This is a genomic window from uncultured Victivallis sp., from assembly GCA_944389935.1.
Taxonomy (GTDB): domain Bacteria; phylum Verrucomicrobiota; class Lentisphaeria; order Victivallales; family Victivallaceae; genus Victivallis.
Window position 1 is genome coordinate 1 of the sequence record CALXOE010000026.1, and the last position, 16,122, is coordinate 16,122.

Below are 16,122 nucleotides of genomic sequence, written 5' to 3' on the forward strand. Positions count from 1 at the left end.
TGGTGCGCTCACGGGGACTCGAACCCAGGACCCAGTGATTAAGAGTCACTTGCTCTACCAACTGAGCTATGAGCGCATCACATCATATAATATGCTTCGCGATCCTGCTTTTTTCAAGTGCGAAAATGAAAAAAAAGCTTTTTTCTCTCTCCTGGTGCGGTGAATTGTTCACGCTTTCGCCAGTTCCGCGTAGATACGCGGACGCAACTCGAGCAGATACTCCGGATCACGCGGATAATCCGTCATGGTGAAACGCTCCGTCCGTCCCTGTTTCAGAAACGCGAGCACCGCTTCGCGCCCGATCTTCCGTTCGAGCAGTTTCAGCGCCCGCAGATCCTGCAGCCCGTCGCGGAACACTTCGTGGCGGATCGAGTCGAGCGGTTCGCCGTTCGATCCCGGATAGACCAGAAAAGAGTCTCCCGCCGGAAACGCTCCGCCCGCATCGGTGCAGGCGAACGGGTCGATCGGTTTCCGCGAATACTGCGCATAGTAGAAGTTGAATCCCCACTGCAGGAATCCCGCCAGATCATACACATAGGCAAGCATACCCATGACCCGGACTCTCGCCGACGGCATCGCCATGAAACGGTTCGGCGTCTGCTGCTGTTGACCGCAGCAGTAATAGGTCCACAAATCTTTCACTCTGCCCTGGAACGATTCGAGGATATTGCAGCTCGGCACCGGATGCTGCACGAGCCCCGCTTCGTAAAATTCAATGCGCGACAGCGCCTCGACGGTCGGAATCCCCTCCAGCAGCGGACGCGCCAGATTCACCGCGCGGGAATAACTCTCTTTCTGTTCCTCGCAGGGTTCGTCCGAGATCGAGAAGAAACATCTTTCCGCAATCCCCTTTTTCCGGAAAAACGCGATGAGTTTCGGCAGCAGCGCCCGCAGAAATTCCGCATAGGAGGGGTCATCGGCCGCCACATGCCAGCCGAACCGTTTCTCTTCCCTCCCGTCCGGCAGCGTGCAGATGATTTTCGGCGTGAATTTCGCTCCCCACTGTGTGAAGAGGTGGCTCATGCCGAACTTTTTGAAGCCGAGACGCAGCCCCATGTCGAGAAAACGCTCGAGCTTGCCGAAGTCGAACCGGTAACTCCGCGTCGCCGGGTCATAAGCGATGTCGAGAAGCTGGCAGGTCGGCCGTTCGCCGTTCACCTCCGTATCGAGCGGCGGCGTCCAGAGCGGCGTGTACAGCGCATTGATGCCGTGCCGCACCGCATTGCAGGCGAATCGCTCGACGATCTCCCAGTGCTCTTCGCTCCAGGCTGCGACCCGGTAGCAGGAGCAGAGCGCGTCGGCATGAAACCACTCGTACCGGATGAGCTCCTGTTCCGGCAGTGAGAACGGCGTAACTTCAACTTCAAATTCCGCTTCTGCGCACGGCGTCCACTCCTCCTCGACCATGCGCGAAAATCGGAAGCGCACCGCATAACGCCCCGGGCGGCACTCCTCCGGAACCGGGATCGTCACCCAGAGCATGCGCCGCTGATGTGTCAGAATGCGGAACGTATCACAATCCTCCAGATCACTGAGCAGATCCGGATAAAGTCCCGGAGTCGTGCGCAGATAATCGTCGTCAGGAGTGTCCGCCGCCAGATGAACCGGTACCGAATCGACCGTGCGGATCCGGACGTTCAGAGCGCTCTCGCAGACCACCCGGATGTAGCCGCGCTCATCGCCGTCCTCTTTCACCGCGATTTGAAAGGAGCAGATCTCCCCCCGGGCGACTGCTGTGGATTTGAATGCCGGAGCCTGGAGCTCGGCGACGTCGTCGAAAATTTTTTCCAGCGGACTGATGATCCTGATCTGCATTGCGCATCCCCCACATGCTGCTGTGTTGCTGTTTTCAATCAATATAGCCCCGGAATGCGCTTTCGCAATGGAAAATCCGGGAATCTCTATGGATTTTTTTGTACCGGTTCCGGAGTCCGCTCCGCGGCGGAAACCGCTTCCCGTTCGACGACAATGACCTTTTCCGGTTCCGCTTCGCGCTGCAGGTGGCGGTGCAGCGGCGAAAATCCGCCGCCGCGCCAGATCAGCACGGCCGCGACGCATCCGAGCTGAAACGCTCCCCAGACGACAAGAATGGTCAGAAATGTGGCCGCGGTTCTCATCCAGTTCGCTCCGTAACGCCGGCTGCAGTAGAAACGGATCACCGCCCAGACCACCGCGAGCAGTCCGAGATCGAAGATTCCGAGCCCCAGCGGCGGATTGTGATAGACGAGAAACTGCATGAGTGACGAATCCTGCGCGTGGAACAGCCAGCTCACCAGTCCGACCAGCTCCAGCGGCAGATAGGCCAGAAACAGCAGAAACCACATCGCAAATCCCGACGGTTGATTCGAGCCGAGTTCATACTCCTGCCGGAAACAGATCGCCATCGCGATCAGAATCAGCAGCGCAAGCGCCGCCGCGCAGAGATCAAAACGGAGATTCGCTTTCCGAAGTCGTTCGCGGCCGCGGCGGGAGACGGATTCACGGTAACGGGTTTTCTTGAGATTCGAGCTCATGTTACCGCCTCCTGCCGTTGTCGCGCATGCCGATCTGTTTGACCAGAAGATAGGTGACGTACCCGATGATGACCATCACCAGCACGAGTGCGCTGTATGCGTGCGGCCACCAGATCCCTTCGGTCATCATTGTGAACTCCGACATGCCGCCGAGGCCGGTGATGACCGTGAGCGGCATGAACACGATGTTGATGATCGCCAGATACTTCATGATTCCGGCGAGATTGTTGCTCACAACCGATACGCGCGCATCGGACATGCCGGTCAGAATGCCCGCATAGATTCCGGCGAGATTGTCGCACTGCTTGTTTTCGACGGTGATGTCGTCGAGGAAGTCGAGCTCCTCCTCATTGAATCCGATCTTGTTCGCGTCGTTGCGCAGTTTGATCAGCAGCAGCTGGTTCGCGCTTGTGGCGCTCTCATAGTAGGTCAGACTTTTGAGCAGCGAGAACATGTTCACGAGCGACTTGTTCGTGACGGCGAATTCGATCTTGTTCTCGATCTCGTCCGAGATGTTGCGGATGATCCGCAGATGCTGCAGAAAGTGGTGGGTCGAGTGGTGCAGCAGCCGCAGCAGCACCCCCTGAATCGTGTTTCCGCGCAGCGGCATCCGACCGTGCTCGAAGAGCGGCATCGGTTCGGCCTGCAGCACGATAATGCGGTCTTTGAAAAGGAACGCGCCGATCGACGACACCTTGAACGCCATCGTCCGGTCCACCTGAAAGTTGCGCGGCCGCTTCAGAATGACCGCGATGTGATTGTGTTCGTATTCGACACGCGAGATCTCGTCCTCGTCGAGGGCCGAGAGCAGCGTGTGTTCGTCGATTCCGCACTGGTCGACGAGATAGCGCTTCTCCTCCTCGGTCGGGGCGCTGTACACCTGAATGATTCCAAGCTGTCCCTCCGGGCAGCTCTGCACGCGGCCGTCGACCAGATCATAGCATCTGAACATGGCAAATCCATCCTGTTTTTAAAGGGTTTCGACACTGCCGGAGTGAACATCCGGCGCCGGTATCCGTCGAACCGTCGACAGGCGTGAAGCCGCGCACACACTCCCGGGAAAGGGGGGCTGGGCGTTCCGGAAAGATCAGCCGGGAAATCCGGAAAGAAGAGCGCCCGGCACGGCCTCACGCCATCGGGGTCCGGGATCCTCGCTGATCTTGCTCTTTTTCCGTTTCTCTTTCATAATCCTGACTGCTGTTGTGTGGAGAGACGCACCCGACCGACGGGCCGCCCCGCATAACCGTTGATGAAATATACCGCTGAAACGGTATTTTGTCAACCGTGTCGCGACGGATTCCGGAAAAAAGCCGGTTCCGATTCCGGATTTTGCCGCTTTGCGGGTTGCAATCCGGTGTCCGAGGTGTTACATTCCGCAGAGACAATGCAGGAGGAGGCGCTATGCTGCTGGAAAAACTCGTGAATTCCCGGCGTTCCGGAGTCGTTGCGGTTGAACCGCGCGGGGACGGGGCGGTGTTTTTTTATCATGACGGAGCGGGCTTCCGCGAGGAGGAGATCCCGTTTACGCCGATGGTGCTGCTCTCCGCGCCGGAGCAGCTCGAAGATTTCTCCGGAGTCGCCGCGGTCACTCCGCTCGCGGGGGAGATGACCTATCGCTTTCTCGCGAAGTTTCCGACGCTCAAGGAGTATGAACTTGCGCTCAAGCATCTGAAGAAGCGGGGAGGCGCTTATTACACGTTCCGCGACCTGCCGCAGCAGATTCTGCAGCAGCAGGAGACGAGGCTCTTCGCCGGGATGGAGTTCCGGGAGCTGCGGCGGCTTCAGTTCGACTTTGAAGTGCGTACGACGCCGGGGTTCGACTTCCCGAATCCGGAGCGTGAGGCCGACGAGATCGTGATCATTTCCATGAGCGACTCGACCGGCTGGGAGCTCGTGCTCTCCCAGGAGAAAATGAACGAAAAGGAGCTCCTCGAGGCTTTTGTCCGCACCGTCGCGGAGCGTGATCCCGACGTGATCGAGGGGCACAATATCTGCCGCTTCGATCTGCCGTATCTCGAGGCCCGGGCGAAACGGCACAAGGTCAAACTCGCGCTCGGGCGCGGCGGGGCTCTTCTGAAGTCGCGTTCAAGCCGCTTCACTGTTGCGGAGCGGATCGTCAATTACACCCGTTACGATGTTTTCGGGCGGCATGTGGTCGATACGCTGCATCTGGCGATGATGTATGACGTCTCGAACCGGAATCTCGAATCGTACAATTTGAAATATCTCGCGAAACATTTCAACTTCGCCTCTCCCGACCGTACCTACGTCGACGGCGCGGAGATCTCTGAAGCGTGGGTGCGCGACCGGGAGCGGCTGCTCGCATATGCGCTCGACGACGTGCGCGAGACGCGGAGTCTCGCGGCGCTGCTGAGCCCGAGTTACTTCTATCAGGCGTCGATCCTGCCGATGAAGTATCAGGACGTGATCGTGCGCGGCAGCGGAACAAGTCTCGACGCGCTGTTCATCTCGGAGTATCTGAAAGCGAATCACTCGTTTCCGCTGCCGGAACAGCCGCGCCGGTTCGCCGGCGCGCTGACCCGGGCGGACGAGTGCGGCATCTTCGAGAATGTCTGGCACTGCGACGTGCGGTCGCTGTATCCGTCGATTCTGCTCGCCTCGGAGTGGGCGCCGTCGCGCGATGTGCTGCGGGTGTTTCCGCGGCTGCTCGGCGCGCTGCGGAGTTTCCGACTCGAGGCGAAAGACGCGATGCGCGCGGCAACCGACCCGGCCGAACGCAATGAGCTTCAGGCGCTGCAGGGGACGTTCAAGATCCTCATCAACTCCTTTTACGGTTATCTCGGGTTTTCGCAGGGGAGTTTCAATGACTTCGATCTCGCCGAGCGGGTCACGGCGCGCGGCCGCGAGATCCTGACGATGATGCTCGACTTCCTGACCGGCGCGGGCGCGAACGTGATCGAGATGGATACCGACGGCATCTACTTCCAGCCGCCGCCGGGAGTGGAGGAGCAGACCGCGTTTCAGAAGCGGATTCAGTCCGCGCTGCCGCCCGGAATCGAGGTCGAGCTCGATGCGACTTACGCGGCGATGTTCTCCTACAAGAGCAAGAATTACGCGCTGCTCGGGCGCGACGGAGTGGTGAGCATCACGGGGGCGGCTCTGAAGTCGCGCGGACTTGAGCCGTTCCAGCGTCGGTTCATTTCGCAGCTGGTCGAGCTGCTTCTGAAGCGGGAGTTCGCGGCGGTTCCGGCGATGTACGAAGAGATGCGCGGCCGGATCGAGCGGCGCGAACTGCCGCTCGCCGATCTCGCCAAGAGTGAGAATCTGAACGACTCTCTCGATACCTACAAACGCAAACTCGCCGCCGGAACCGGCCGCCGCAGCGCCGCTTATGAACTTGCGATCCGTTCCGGACGCGATTACCGCGCCGGGGATCAGGTGACCTATTATCTGACCGGGGAGAAGAAGAAAGTTTCCGTGGTCGACAATGCGAAGCTGCTCTCCGAAGCCCCCGCCGACGCGCGCGACGAAAATGTCGCATACTACCTGAATAAGCTCGACGAACTCTACGCGAACTTCCGGGAGTTTCTCCCCTCGCAGAAGAGTCCGCTCGGCATCTGACGAAACGGCTGAAAAAAAACGCCGCCGGACGAATGCCCCGGCGGCGTTTTTGGGGAAGCGTGTATGATCTCACTCCTTGCTGAAGAGTCCGCGCAATCCCTTTTCGAGGTTCTTTCCGGCTTCCTTGAGGGAGTTGCCGGCCTCTTTGAGGGAGTCGCCGCTTCCTTTGAGGGTTTCGCTGAGGTTTTTCCCCGCATCCTTGAGGGCGTCGCCGACGCCCTGGATTCCCGACTCGGAGAGCGCGGTCGAGAGGGACATGAGCACTTTGGCCGTAAACTCGTTGAGCGTCTCGCCGAAAGTCTTGCCGTCTCCGAGATCCTCCAGCGTGATCGGCGGAACCGGCAGCGGTACGTCCGTGTTCAGGAGTTTTGAAGAGACCGAGAGTTCCGTTCCCTCGATCCGCACAAGACGGATGACGACTTTCTTCTTCGCGGCTTCAGACTCTTCCGGTGTTTCCTCCGGGGTGGCTTCCGGCTCCCCGGGCTCGGCTTCGGAACCCTCTCCCGTGCCGGAGAAAGCTTCGATGTTTTTCTGAATGTCGGTCAGATTGCTGCTGCCGTCCAGTTTCAGCTCGTAGTTGGCCCGTGTCCCTTCGATCAGGACCTCTTTCACTTCGATCTTGTCCGAAAAAAGTGAACCGACGTCGACTGCAACCCGGACCCGTCCGACCTGAAACGCGTAAGGTTGTTGATATCCCTCCGGATTCGCAACCCGGAAGCCGGAGAGTTCCACCGTTCCACCGAATGAACTTGAGAACGAATCCATTTCCACTTTGGTTCCGGTCACGGCCGAACCGATATTCACGACCGCCGCCTTGATGATCGCGTCGCGCGCGATGATTGCGGCGACGAGCAGCACGACGATCACGACCGCCACCCAGCCGAGAATCCGCATCCAGCGCCGTTTTTTCTTCGCCGGGGCAGGAGACGCGGCGGGCGCGTTTCCCGCCGGTTTGTCCGGTGTTTCGGGAGCTTTCACATCCTGGGATTTGTCGTCACTCATTTTCCGGTTTCCTCCTGTTTGGTTTCGTATTTTGCAGCCATTTTCACGAGGGCCGCCACCTGCCGGGCGCTCAGAATCCGACCGGAGGCGGCCTGTTTGGCGATCGATTCGTAGAACTCCCTGTCATCGTAAGTGAACCGGCCGCGCTTGACCGGTTCGGCCCATTGCGTCACATGCGAGAGCTGTTCAAGCAGCGGCGCGACCCGCGGATCCTGTTCGGCGGGCGCGGCGGCGGGTGCCGTTCCGGTTTCCGCCCCTCCCGCGCTCCCCTCCGGCGCCGCCAGGGCGCTCGTGCCGAGAATCGAATCGACCAGTTCGGGGTTTACGAGCTGGCCGCGGTATTTCGCCGCCATGCGGCGCAGCGCGGCATTCTGTTTCTCCGAAAGCGCCTTGCCGTCGAGAGCCTGGCGCTTCAGCGAGAGCAGGAACTTCTTGTCGTCGTAGGTGAACCGTCCCTTTTTCGTCGGCGGTTCAAACGTCACCTGATCGAACGCCGCGAAGAGTCCCGCATAATCGATCGCCGCGGCTGCGGCCTGCGACTGCCCGCGCTTCTCCTCGCGTTCGGCATGCTCCGCGGCCGCGGCATTGAGTGCGGACTGGAGCTGTTCCGGCAGAAGTGCAGCCTTGTCGCCGATCCGGGCGCGGTATTTCGCCGCGAGCGAAAGCAGCGCCTGAAACTGTTTTGCCGTGATTTTTCCGTCTTTTTCAAACTGCTCACGCAGCGAACGGAAGAATTTGCCGTCGTCGTAGGTGCGGCGTCCGACTTTCTCCGGCGCATCGAATTCGACTCCGTCAAAGAGCTTCAGCAGTGCGCCGACCTCTTCTGCGGGGGGCGCGTCGCTGTGTTTCGCCTCCTCGAGCCACGGAGCGAACTTCGCGTAGAATTCGGTCATCATATCGGTCCAGCGGACTTTTCCCTCTTCGATCTCGTCGAGTTCCTGCTCCATCTTCGCGGTGAACCCGACGTCGAAGAGTTCTGGCAGCCGTTCGACGAGGAAGTCGTTCACGTTGAACCCAAGCTGAGTCGGCACGAGCTTGCCCTGTTCGCGCGTCACGTAGGCGCGGTCCTGAATCGTCCGCAGAATCGTCGCGTAAGTCGAGGGGCGGCCGATGCCGTTCTCCTCGAGTTCCTTGATGAGCGCGGCTTCGCTGTAGCGCGGCGGCGGCTCGGTGAACTTCTGCTCGGTGTCGAGATCGCGGATCGAGAGCGGATCGCCGATTTTGAGGCTGCCGAGCACCTCCGCTTCGCGGCTCTCATCCCGGCTCTTCTTCGACTCCTCGTAGACCTTGCCGAATCCCGCGAACACCGGAACGGTCGCTGTCGCGCGGAAGAGGTAGTTGTGCGAATCCTTTCCGCTGATTTCGACGTCGACCGTGGTCAGATTCTGCAGCGCGGGCGCCATCTGGCTCGCGACGAACCGCCGCCAGATCAGCGTGTAGAGCTTCAGCTGCTGCGGATCGAGGAACGGAGCCATCGCCTCCGGTGTGCGGCGCACGTCGGTCGGCCGGATCGCTTCGTGCGCCTCCTGCGCGGAACTCTTGTTGCGGAAGAAGTTCGGTTTTTCCGGCAGATATTTCTCCCCGTAACTCTCGCGGATGAAGTTCCGGGCCGCCTCCTGCGCCTCGCGGGCGATCGTGACCGAGTCGGTACGCATGTAGGTGATCAGACCGACGGAGCCTCCCTCTCCGATGTCGATGCCCTCATAGAGCTGCTGCGCATAACGCATGGTGTTGGTCGCACTGTAGTGGAGCACGGTGTTCGCCGTCTGCTGCAGCGTGCTGGTTGTGAACGGCGGCGGGGCGTTGCGTTTGCGCTCGGCCGTGGTGAGCTGCCCGACGGCGGGGGCGGCTCCGCCTTTCACTGCGGCAATCAGCGCCTCGGCCTCGGGTCCTGTCGCGACCCGGAAATCTTTCCCGTCGATCTTGAAGAGCCGTGCTGTGAATTCGCGCCCGTCCTCCGTCCGGAATACGAGAGAAAAGATCCAGTACTCCTCGGGCTGGAATGCTTTGATCGCGCGTTCGCGTTCGACCACGAGCCGCAGCGCGACCGACTGTACCCGCCCCGCGCTCGATCCCTTTTCAATGCGCGACCAGAGCAGCGGGCTGACCTGGTATCCGACGATGCGGTCGAGTACGCGGCGCGCCTGCTGCGCGTCGACGAGATTCAAATTGATCTTTCCCTTTTCACTGAGCGCTTTTTCGATGGCGCTGCGGGTGATCTCATGGAATGAGACGCGATAGAACGGGCTCTTCGTGCTTTTCTCGAGCACCTCGGCCAGATGCCAGGCGATCGCCTCTCCCTCGCGGTCGGGGTCGGGTGCGAGATAGATTTCGTCGGCCTTTCTGGCCGCGGCGCGCAACTCCTTGACCACGGATTTGCTCCGGGCCGTATCGACATACTGCGGGGCGAAGTTGTGTGCGATGTCCACGCCGAGTTCGCGTTCGGGCAAATCGCGGATGTGCCCCATCGAGGCGATGATGGTGTAATCTTTGCCGAGCATCTTGCCGATGGTGCGCGCCTTGGTCGGCGACTCGACGATCAACAGTTTTGACATGATATCGGTGATCTCCTGAAAACGTCCGTATTCCGTGAATTCCTCATGCGCACATGCGCACATGTATATAGTACAATATTCCCGGGATGGGGCGCTTGTCAAGTTTTCCGGGAAAAAAATGACGGGGAAACCGGAATCGAGTTGGAAATTTCAGGCGGTATGGTGCATATTACAACAACTCATCAGGAAGAGGAGGCGCAATGAACGATCTTTACGAATTCGGAGTCGCCGGGTTGGCCGTCATGGGCGGCAACCTCGCGCGAAATCTGGCGAATCACGGATTCCGTGTCGCGGTCTGGAACCGTGGATGGGAGAAAACCGAAGCGCTGCTTGCACGCGCCCCGGAAGCAGGTTTCGGCGCTTTCCGGACGCCGCAGGAGTTTGTCGGCGCGCTTGCGCGGCCGCGCAAGATCATTCTGATGGTGCAGGCCGGGGCGGCGGTCGACGCGTGCATCGCCGGATTTCTGCCGTATCTCGAACCGGGCGACATCATCATGGATGGCGGCAACAGCCATTACCCGGATACGGTCCGGCGCTGCCGTGAGCTTTCCGAGCGGGGGATCCGGTTCCTCGGCGTCGGCATCTCCGGCGGGGAGGAGGGGGCGTTGAACGGTCCCTCGATCATGCCCGGCGGAGATGAGAGCGCCTGGCCGGAAGTCGCCCCGTATCTTCAGACCATCGCCGCACAGGTCGACGGAGTCCCGTGCTGCGACTGGATCGGGCCGGAGGGGGCCGGGCATTACGTGAAAATGGTTCACAACGGCATCGAATATGCCGATATGGAGCTCATCGCGGAGGCCTATGCGTTTCTGCGTGACGGCCTGAAGCTCGACAACCGTGAGATCGGCAGCATCTTCGAGCGGTGGAACGGAGGCGTTCTCGCCGGATATTTGATGGAGATCACTGCGAAAATTTTCCGGAAAGCCGATCCGGAGGGGGAGGGGCTGCTGCTGGACCGGATTCTCGACGCGCCCGGCCAGAAAGGCACCGGCCGCTGGACCGGAGTGGCGGCGCTCGAAACCGCCACCCCGGCTCCGACGATCGCCGATGCGGTGTTTCAACGGTTTCTGAACGCCGATGTGGAGCTCAGGCGGCGCGGCGTTGATCTGCTGCCCGGGGAGGGGGTCGCCCTGCCGCGGAAAGAGGAATCGGCGGCGGCCGTCGCGGATCTGGAAAGTGCGCTCTACGCGGCGAAGATCTGTGCCTATGCGCAGGGATTCGCGCTTCTGAAAGCGGCGGAGAGAGAGTTCCGCTGGCCGCTGAATTACGGGTCGATCGCGCTGCTGTGGCGTGGCGGGTGCATCATCCGGGCTCGTTTTCTGAACGACATCAACGCGGCTTATCAGCGCGATCCGGAGCTGGAGAATCTGCTTTTCGACGAGTTTTTCCGTGGGGAACTTGCCGCGAATCTGCCGGGATTCCGGCGGTGTACGGCGGCGGGAGCGCTCGCAGGGGTGGCGATGCCGGCGATTGCCGGAGCGCTCGCGTATTTCGACAGCTGCCGGGCGCGGCGGTCGGCGGGCAATCTGATTCAGGCGCAGCGGGACTTTTTCGGGGCGCACCGGTTTGAGCGGGTGGACCGCCCGCGCGGGGAGACGTTCCATGCGGATTGGATGTGACAACAGCGAATATATGGGGGTTTTATGAGGAGAGACAGTTCATTCTGGTTGGCGCGCTTCGGGATGGCGCTGTTCGCGGTGGTGTTTGCCGCGGGATTGGTCGGGTGCAGTTCGCTGCCGGATGAAGAGCTTTATCCGGTCGATATTTCGCTTGAGACCATTGAGACGAATATGCAGAAAGCCCTTGATCCGGACGGGCGGTACGCGAAGGCGAAGAGTTATTTTCAGCGCCAGACCTCGGTGACGGAGAACTGGCTTGAGGAGAATGTCGGAGAGAGTATCACGGATGTCTGGTTCCTCGCGCCCGACAAGCTCAAGATGGTGACCCGGGTTGACAACCGCCCGCAGAGCGGCGTTTTCATCGACGGAGAACGGGGATGGCTGTACAACTATGTGGATGAGCGGGAAAGTGAACTCAGCGAAGAGCGGATGAAGCTGGTCAAGACTCTGATTCTCATTGCAAATCCCGGCAGCAGTCTTTCGAAGGTGTTCGATCATATTTCGATTTCCGGATGCGTCATGGAGGAGGAGGACTACTACCGGCTCAGCTGCCGCGTGAACGATGCCGACGAGAGTGCTCCTGCGCTGAACATCTACATCGACAAGGATGACTTTCTCATCAAGGTTTACCGGATCGGGGACTCCATGTCGAAGATCGTCCGCTACGGCATGCATGAAGGCGTGCGGATTCCCGTGGAGATCCAGACGGTGAAGGGGGGCGACACGACACGCGTCCATGTCGTCGACTACCAGCTCGATGTGCCGATTTCGGAATCGGAATTCAAACCGCCGTACATCTACCGCTGAAGACGGCCGGTTGTGAGATAAAACGCTGACCCGGAAGAGGGATTCCCCCCGCTTCCGGGTCTCTGGTTTTTTTTAACTGATCTCCCGGCGTGGCGCGCACCACCGGCAGAGCCGGTGGTTTTCTTTTTCAGTTGTTCTGTTCTTCGATGCTCTCGCGGTAGAATTCCGCGAGGCGGCCGCTGATGGCGTCGTAGCTGTACCGGGTTGAGGCTTCGCGTCGGGCGTTGGTTGTGAGTTTGTCGCGCAGGCCGTAACGGGAAAGCGTCCGGTAGGCGTTCAGCAGACTGCTGAGGTTGTCCGGCTCGAAGAGCAGGCCGTTTTCGCCGTCCCGGACGAGCTGCCTGAGTCCGCCGACGGCGGAGGCCAGCACCGGCAGACCCGCGCTCCACGCTTCGAGCACGACGATGCCGAATGTCTCGTCTTTCGACGGCATGATGAAGAGATCCGCATCCTGATAGGCGGCAACCAGCCGTTCGTCATCCGCCCCGAGTCCGGGAACGATCGTGACCCGGTCGGCAACCTGCAGCTCCTGCGCCAGTTCCGTGAGTTCGCGCAGATAGTATCGGGTGCTTGGCGGACCGATGATGAGCGCATGTACGTTCTCGCCCTCTTCCGTGAGAGTCGAGATGAAGCGCACGAGCAGTTTTTGATTCTTCTGCTCGTCGATGCGCGAAACGCACAGCAGCAGCGTCCGGTAGGGCGGAATGTTGAACGCCTTGCGCGCGTCGGTCTTGACGGGAGTGGAAAATCGCTCAAAATCAACGCCGTCGGCCAGGCGCAGAATCCGTTTGTTCGGCCACCGTTCCCGCAGGAAATCCGCCTCTTTTTCACCGACGCAGACGATGCCGGAGGCGTCGGAGATGACGTGCCGGCGCCAGCCGAAAGCCAGTTCAATGAACTTCCCGTAGGAGAACGTATGACGCAGCGGCCGTTCCATTTCGGCGCGCTCCTGTTTCGGCATCTGCAGGTAGCCGCGATGGAAACTCACGATGTAGGGAATGTTCCGTTTTCGTGCCGCGGCGCGAACGAGCCCGGCGATGCGTCCGGTGCTGTGGACATGCAGCAGCTCGTAATCCGCTGATTTGAGGTAGCTGTAAAGTTGCAGACTGACCGGGTTGCCGAGCCGGTGGTCGAGCTGAAGATGCTCTTCTCTGTTCAGCGGCCAGTAGGGGTAGAAATAGGGGAAACGGCGGATCGTCACGCCGTTGCGTTCCTCGAATTCGGTCGGGGCGAGCGCCGTCGTGCTGAGAATTTCCGACTCCACATTGTGCCTGCGCATTCCGAGCACGCTGTTCCAGATGGTGTTTTCGGTTCCTCCCCACTCTTCAAAAGAGAACCGTCGGATGATCTGAGCGGTTTTCAGCATGTGATGTTTCCTTTTGCTTGAGCGGCACGGTTGCCGCGAAAATATGCGTAATATTCGATCAGCCGCCACAGGAGGATTTCCGGCAGGGCTCCGAGATTGTGCCAGGCTCCGGCCAGGCGCAGATCCGCGCGGGTTTCCGCGAGACACCGGTGCAGAAACGTGCGCCCGCTGAAGCTCTCCCCCACGGCCCGGGCCCGGGATGCTCCGAGCAGTCGACTGTATTCCCGGAGGTTGGACCAGTCGACCGGAGGAGAGTATTCGAGCCGGGCATCCGGAACCGGGACGATCCTGCCGCCGGCGGCGCGCAGTCGTTTTTCCCATTCGAGCGAAAATGCCAGCGGCAGGTTCGTGCTGAACGGTTGCTGCTCCGCCCAGTTGCGACGGATCGCCGCTCCGGCCAGAGAAAAGGGTGGAGTTTCCGCGGCGAATTTCCGGGCAATGCTGCTCCTGAGGGCGAACGGAGCATCGCTGCGCGCCTCCTGTCGGGCGAACGAGGCCGCAATTCCGGGGTTTTCCTCGAGCGGTCTTATGAGATTGCCCAGATACTCCGCGTCGAGCGGACAGGCGTCGGCATGGTTGATGACGATGATTTCCCCCCGGCATTCCGGAATCGCATGATTCAGGAGTTCCCCGGGGAAATGCCGTCCCGGCGGCATCCGGAGCTGTTTCACTTCCGGATAGTAATCGAGAATGGCCCGGGTCCGGTCGGTCGAATTGTCGTCACAGGAGACGACTTCGATGTCATGCCGGTTCTGCGCGAAGAACGCAGCCAGTGTTCGGCCGATCCGCTCTTCGTTGTTTCGCGAGGGAATAACGATGCTGACCATGTGCAAACTTTTCCGGAACTTCAGTAATCCGACTCAATATACCACGAAACCGGTGTTTTTTCAATCTGTTCTTCCGGCGGAATCCGATGGAACTTGCGGGTTTTCGGCCGGAGAGGGGAGCGATGGGCGGTTTTTTTCTGAAAAAAGCGGAAAAGCTCTTTCCGCAGGGTTGATAATCGCCGGACCGTGCGCTAAGTTACCTCTTCATGACGGAATGTCTCCTCATGACGGAGCCGCACGGGGCGGGGCCGCAGGGAGTACAGCGAACGTTGAAAGGAAAGATGGAACATGAATTGCAGAAAAGAGATCTTCGTCGATGGAATCGGCCAGATTCACTTCACCGGCGGCATGGTGCGGTTTGACTTTGTCTCCGTTCAGCCGAAAGAGGGCAGCGACAAGGTCGAGACGCAGGTCGTCCAGCGGATCATCATGCCGCCGCAGGGATTCCTCAACATGTTCGGCTCGATGCAGCAGCTGATCGACAAGCTGGTCGAGGCGGGTGTGGTCCAGAAGAACGGGAACGCGAAGTAATTCCTGCCTGACAGGAAAGGGAGTTCCCGATGGTTTTTTCCGTGAATTTCGACTGGGTGAGGGACGGCGCTCTGGCTCCGGAGTTGTCGATCTCGCTGGCCGCGGTTGTTCACGGGCGGAGGGAGCCTTTCTGGAGTTTTCCGGGGGAGCTTGATTCCGGGCATTTTCTGCTGGTGTCGCACTTCCGGTCCGCAGGAACGATCTCCGTATGGAGCGGGCGGCCCGCTGTGCTGCCGAAGCCGGAGAAAACGAGCCGAGTCCGCAGAAATGGTTCACGTATGACGCATTGTCCGATCCGGACGGTTCCGCGGGCATTCGCGTGCTGTTGGAGACTATGAGAAAGAACGTGGAAATCGAAGTCGATTGTTTGGGTGGATCGGATACGATTTCCGCGGTTTTTCGGGGGGGGACGGCCTGACGGTCGTTCCTCTTTTTTTATGTACGGAGACGGGATTTCCGCCATTCCGAGGGGGAGCTCCCCGTGCGTTTCCGGAAGAAACGGCTGAACGTGTAGATCGTGTCGTAGCCGCAGGCTTTCGCGATTTTTCCGATCGGGTCGTCGGTCTCTTCCAGCAGTCTGCGGGCGGCGTTGATGCGCCGTTCGGCGAGATAGTCGCCGGGAGTGATCCCGAGTTCATCCCGGAACCGGCGTCGGAAGTGGCTGGTCGACAGTTTCGATTCCGCGGCGAGTTCCTTGATCGAGAGCGGCAGTTCAAGCGACTGATTGATCCGGTTCAGCGCCAGGCGGATCGGCGTCGAGAGCGGAGGAATCTCCCGCCGGACCGGATGACGCGAGAGCTCCCGCAGCAGCAGCACGAGTTCAAAGATCGCCCGCAGCATGTCGCCGTCGAGATAAGCATCGACAAGACGTTCCGCCGCGGCCTGTGATTCCGGGCTCGTTTTCATGACCGTTTCTCCGGGCAGATAGCACGCCTCCTCGGGAGCTTCAAACGAGACGATGAGCCGGTCATACCGGTCGCGGCTTTCCGGTACGCTGCGCTGCAGATACGGTTTGACCAGCAGCGCCCGGTCGGCATCGAGTTCGATCTGGTTGCCGCTCACGATGTATTCGATCGGGCGCGCCGGGAGGATCAGCATGTACCGGGTGCTGATAATCGTGCGCTCATGCGGATAATCATGCCAGTAAAGCAGAAGATTTTCCGGCAGCGGAGGAACTCCCTCCGGCGGTTCGAGTCCGCGGAAATAGCTCTCCGGTTCCGGCAGCCGCCACGCTTTTTCAATCAGGCTCTGTTGCATGGAATCATCACATTGGTTAAAAATATGATCACTATGGCTATTGCTGTTTTGAGCAGAAAACGA

The 16,122-nt window shown here is 60.0% G+C and carries 13 protein-coding genes and 1 tRNA gene; 5 read left to right on the top strand and 9 right to left on the bottom strand.

Going from position 1 to position 16,122, the window contains the following annotated elements; genetic code table 11:
• The 4 genes from Q0J85_RS09050 to Q0J85_RS09065 all read right to left on the bottom strand — a co-directional run bounded on the left by Q0J85_RS09050 (position 1) and on the right by Q0J85_RS09065 (position 3,465).
• A tRNA-Lys gene (locus tag Q0J85_RS09050) sits at positions 1 to 76 on the bottom strand.
• 92 nt (positions 77 to 168) lie between these two features.
• The gene (locus tag Q0J85_RS09055) at positions 169 to 1,815 is read right to left on the bottom strand and encodes a DUF4091 domain-containing protein (RefSeq protein WP_294480586.1); all 1,647 of its coding nucleotides are present in this window, start codon (positions 1,813 to 1,815) and stop codon (positions 169 to 171) included.
• Positions 1,816 to 1,901: 86 nt separating this feature from the next.
• Positions 1,902 to 2,513: a hypothetical protein gene (locus Q0J85_RS09060; protein ID WP_294480589.1), complete on the bottom strand. Its 612-nt coding sequence runs from the start codon at positions 2,511 to 2,513 to the stop codon at positions 1,902 to 1,904.
• 1 nt (position 2,514) lies between these two features.
• Complete coding sequence (locus tag Q0J85_RS09065) at positions 2,515 to 3,465, bottom strand: magnesium transporter CorA family protein (RefSeq protein ID WP_294480592.1); 951 nt, start codon at positions 3,463 to 3,465, stop codon at positions 2,515 to 2,517.
• Between the two features lie 449 nt (positions 3,466 to 3,914).
• Here Q0J85_RS09065 and Q0J85_RS09070 point away from each other — a divergent pair, with 449 nt between their 5' ends.
• Positions 3,915 to 6,095 (top strand): DNA polymerase domain-containing protein, encoded by a 2,181-nt coding sequence (locus tag Q0J85_RS09070; protein WP_294480596.1) that lies wholly within the window; start codon positions 3,915 to 3,917, stop codon positions 6,093 to 6,095.
• 69 nt (positions 6,096 to 6,164) lie between these two features.
• Here the strand turns inward: Q0J85_RS09070 and Q0J85_RS09075 are convergent, their stop codons facing one another.
• Together Q0J85_RS09075 and topA are read right to left on the bottom strand one after the other, a co-directional pair.
• Positions 6,165 to 7,097: an AsmA family protein gene (locus Q0J85_RS09075; protein WP_294480598.1), complete on the bottom strand. Its 933-nt coding sequence runs from the start codon at positions 7,095 to 7,097 to the stop codon at positions 6,165 to 6,167.
• Entirely contained in the window at positions 7,094 to 9,652 is a 2,559-nt protein-coding gene (gene topA, locus Q0J85_RS09080; protein ID WP_294480600.1) for a type I DNA topoisomerase, read from the bottom strand. Before topA ends, Q0J85_RS09075 begins: the two co-directional genes overlap by 4 nt.
• Before the next feature lie 200 nt (positions 9,653 to 9,852).
• On the opposite strand from topA, the gene gnd reads away from it, so the two are divergent.
• Positions 9,853 to 11,271: a decarboxylating NADP(+)-dependent phosphogluconate dehydrogenase gene (gene gnd, locus Q0J85_RS09085; RefSeq protein WP_294480602.1), complete on the top strand. Its 1,419-nt coding sequence runs from the start codon at positions 9,853 to 9,855 to the stop codon at positions 11,269 to 11,271.
• A 24-nt stretch (positions 11,272 to 11,295) separates the two neighbouring features.
• The gene (locus Q0J85_RS09090; RefSeq protein ID WP_294480604.1) at positions 11,296 to 12,078 is read left to right on the top strand and encodes a hypothetical protein; all 783 of its coding nucleotides are present in this window, start codon (positions 11,296 to 11,298) and stop codon (positions 12,076 to 12,078) included.
• A gap of 127 nt (positions 12,079 to 12,205) precedes the next feature.
• Here Q0J85_RS09090 and Q0J85_RS09095 read toward each other — a convergent pair whose 3' ends face one another.
• Complete coding sequence (locus tag Q0J85_RS09095) at positions 12,206 to 13,444, bottom strand: glycosyltransferase family 4 protein (RefSeq protein WP_294480606.1); 1,239 nt, start codon at positions 13,442 to 13,444, stop codon at positions 12,206 to 12,208.
• The gene (locus Q0J85_RS09100; RefSeq protein WP_294480610.1) at positions 13,438 to 14,271 is read right to left on the bottom strand and encodes a glycosyltransferase family 2 protein; all 834 of its coding nucleotides are present in this window, start codon (positions 14,269 to 14,271) and stop codon (positions 13,438 to 13,440) included. Before Q0J85_RS09100 ends, Q0J85_RS09095 begins: the two co-directional genes overlap by 7 nt.
• 288 nt (positions 14,272 to 14,559) lie before the next feature.
• Here Q0J85_RS09100 and Q0J85_RS09105 point away from each other — a divergent pair, with 288 nt between their 5' ends.
• On the top strand, positions 14,560 to 14,802 hold the full coding sequence (locus Q0J85_RS09105; RefSeq protein ID WP_294480612.1) for a hypothetical protein: 243 nt from the start codon (positions 14,560 to 14,562) through the stop codon (positions 14,800 to 14,802).
• Positions 14,803 to 14,831: 29 nt separating this feature from the next.
• On the top strand, positions 14,832 to 15,140 hold the full coding sequence (locus Q0J85_RS09110) for a hypothetical protein (protein ID WP_294480614.1): 309 nt from the start codon (positions 14,832 to 14,834) through the stop codon (positions 15,138 to 15,140).
• Between the two features lie 97 nt (positions 15,141 to 15,237).
• Here the strand turns inward: Q0J85_RS09110 and Q0J85_RS09115 are convergent, their stop codons facing one another.
• Entirely contained in the window at positions 15,238 to 16,059 is an 822-nt protein-coding gene (locus Q0J85_RS09115) for an AraC family transcriptional regulator (RefSeq protein WP_294480616.1), read from the bottom strand.
• Positions 16,060 to 16,122 lie beyond the last annotated feature (63 nt).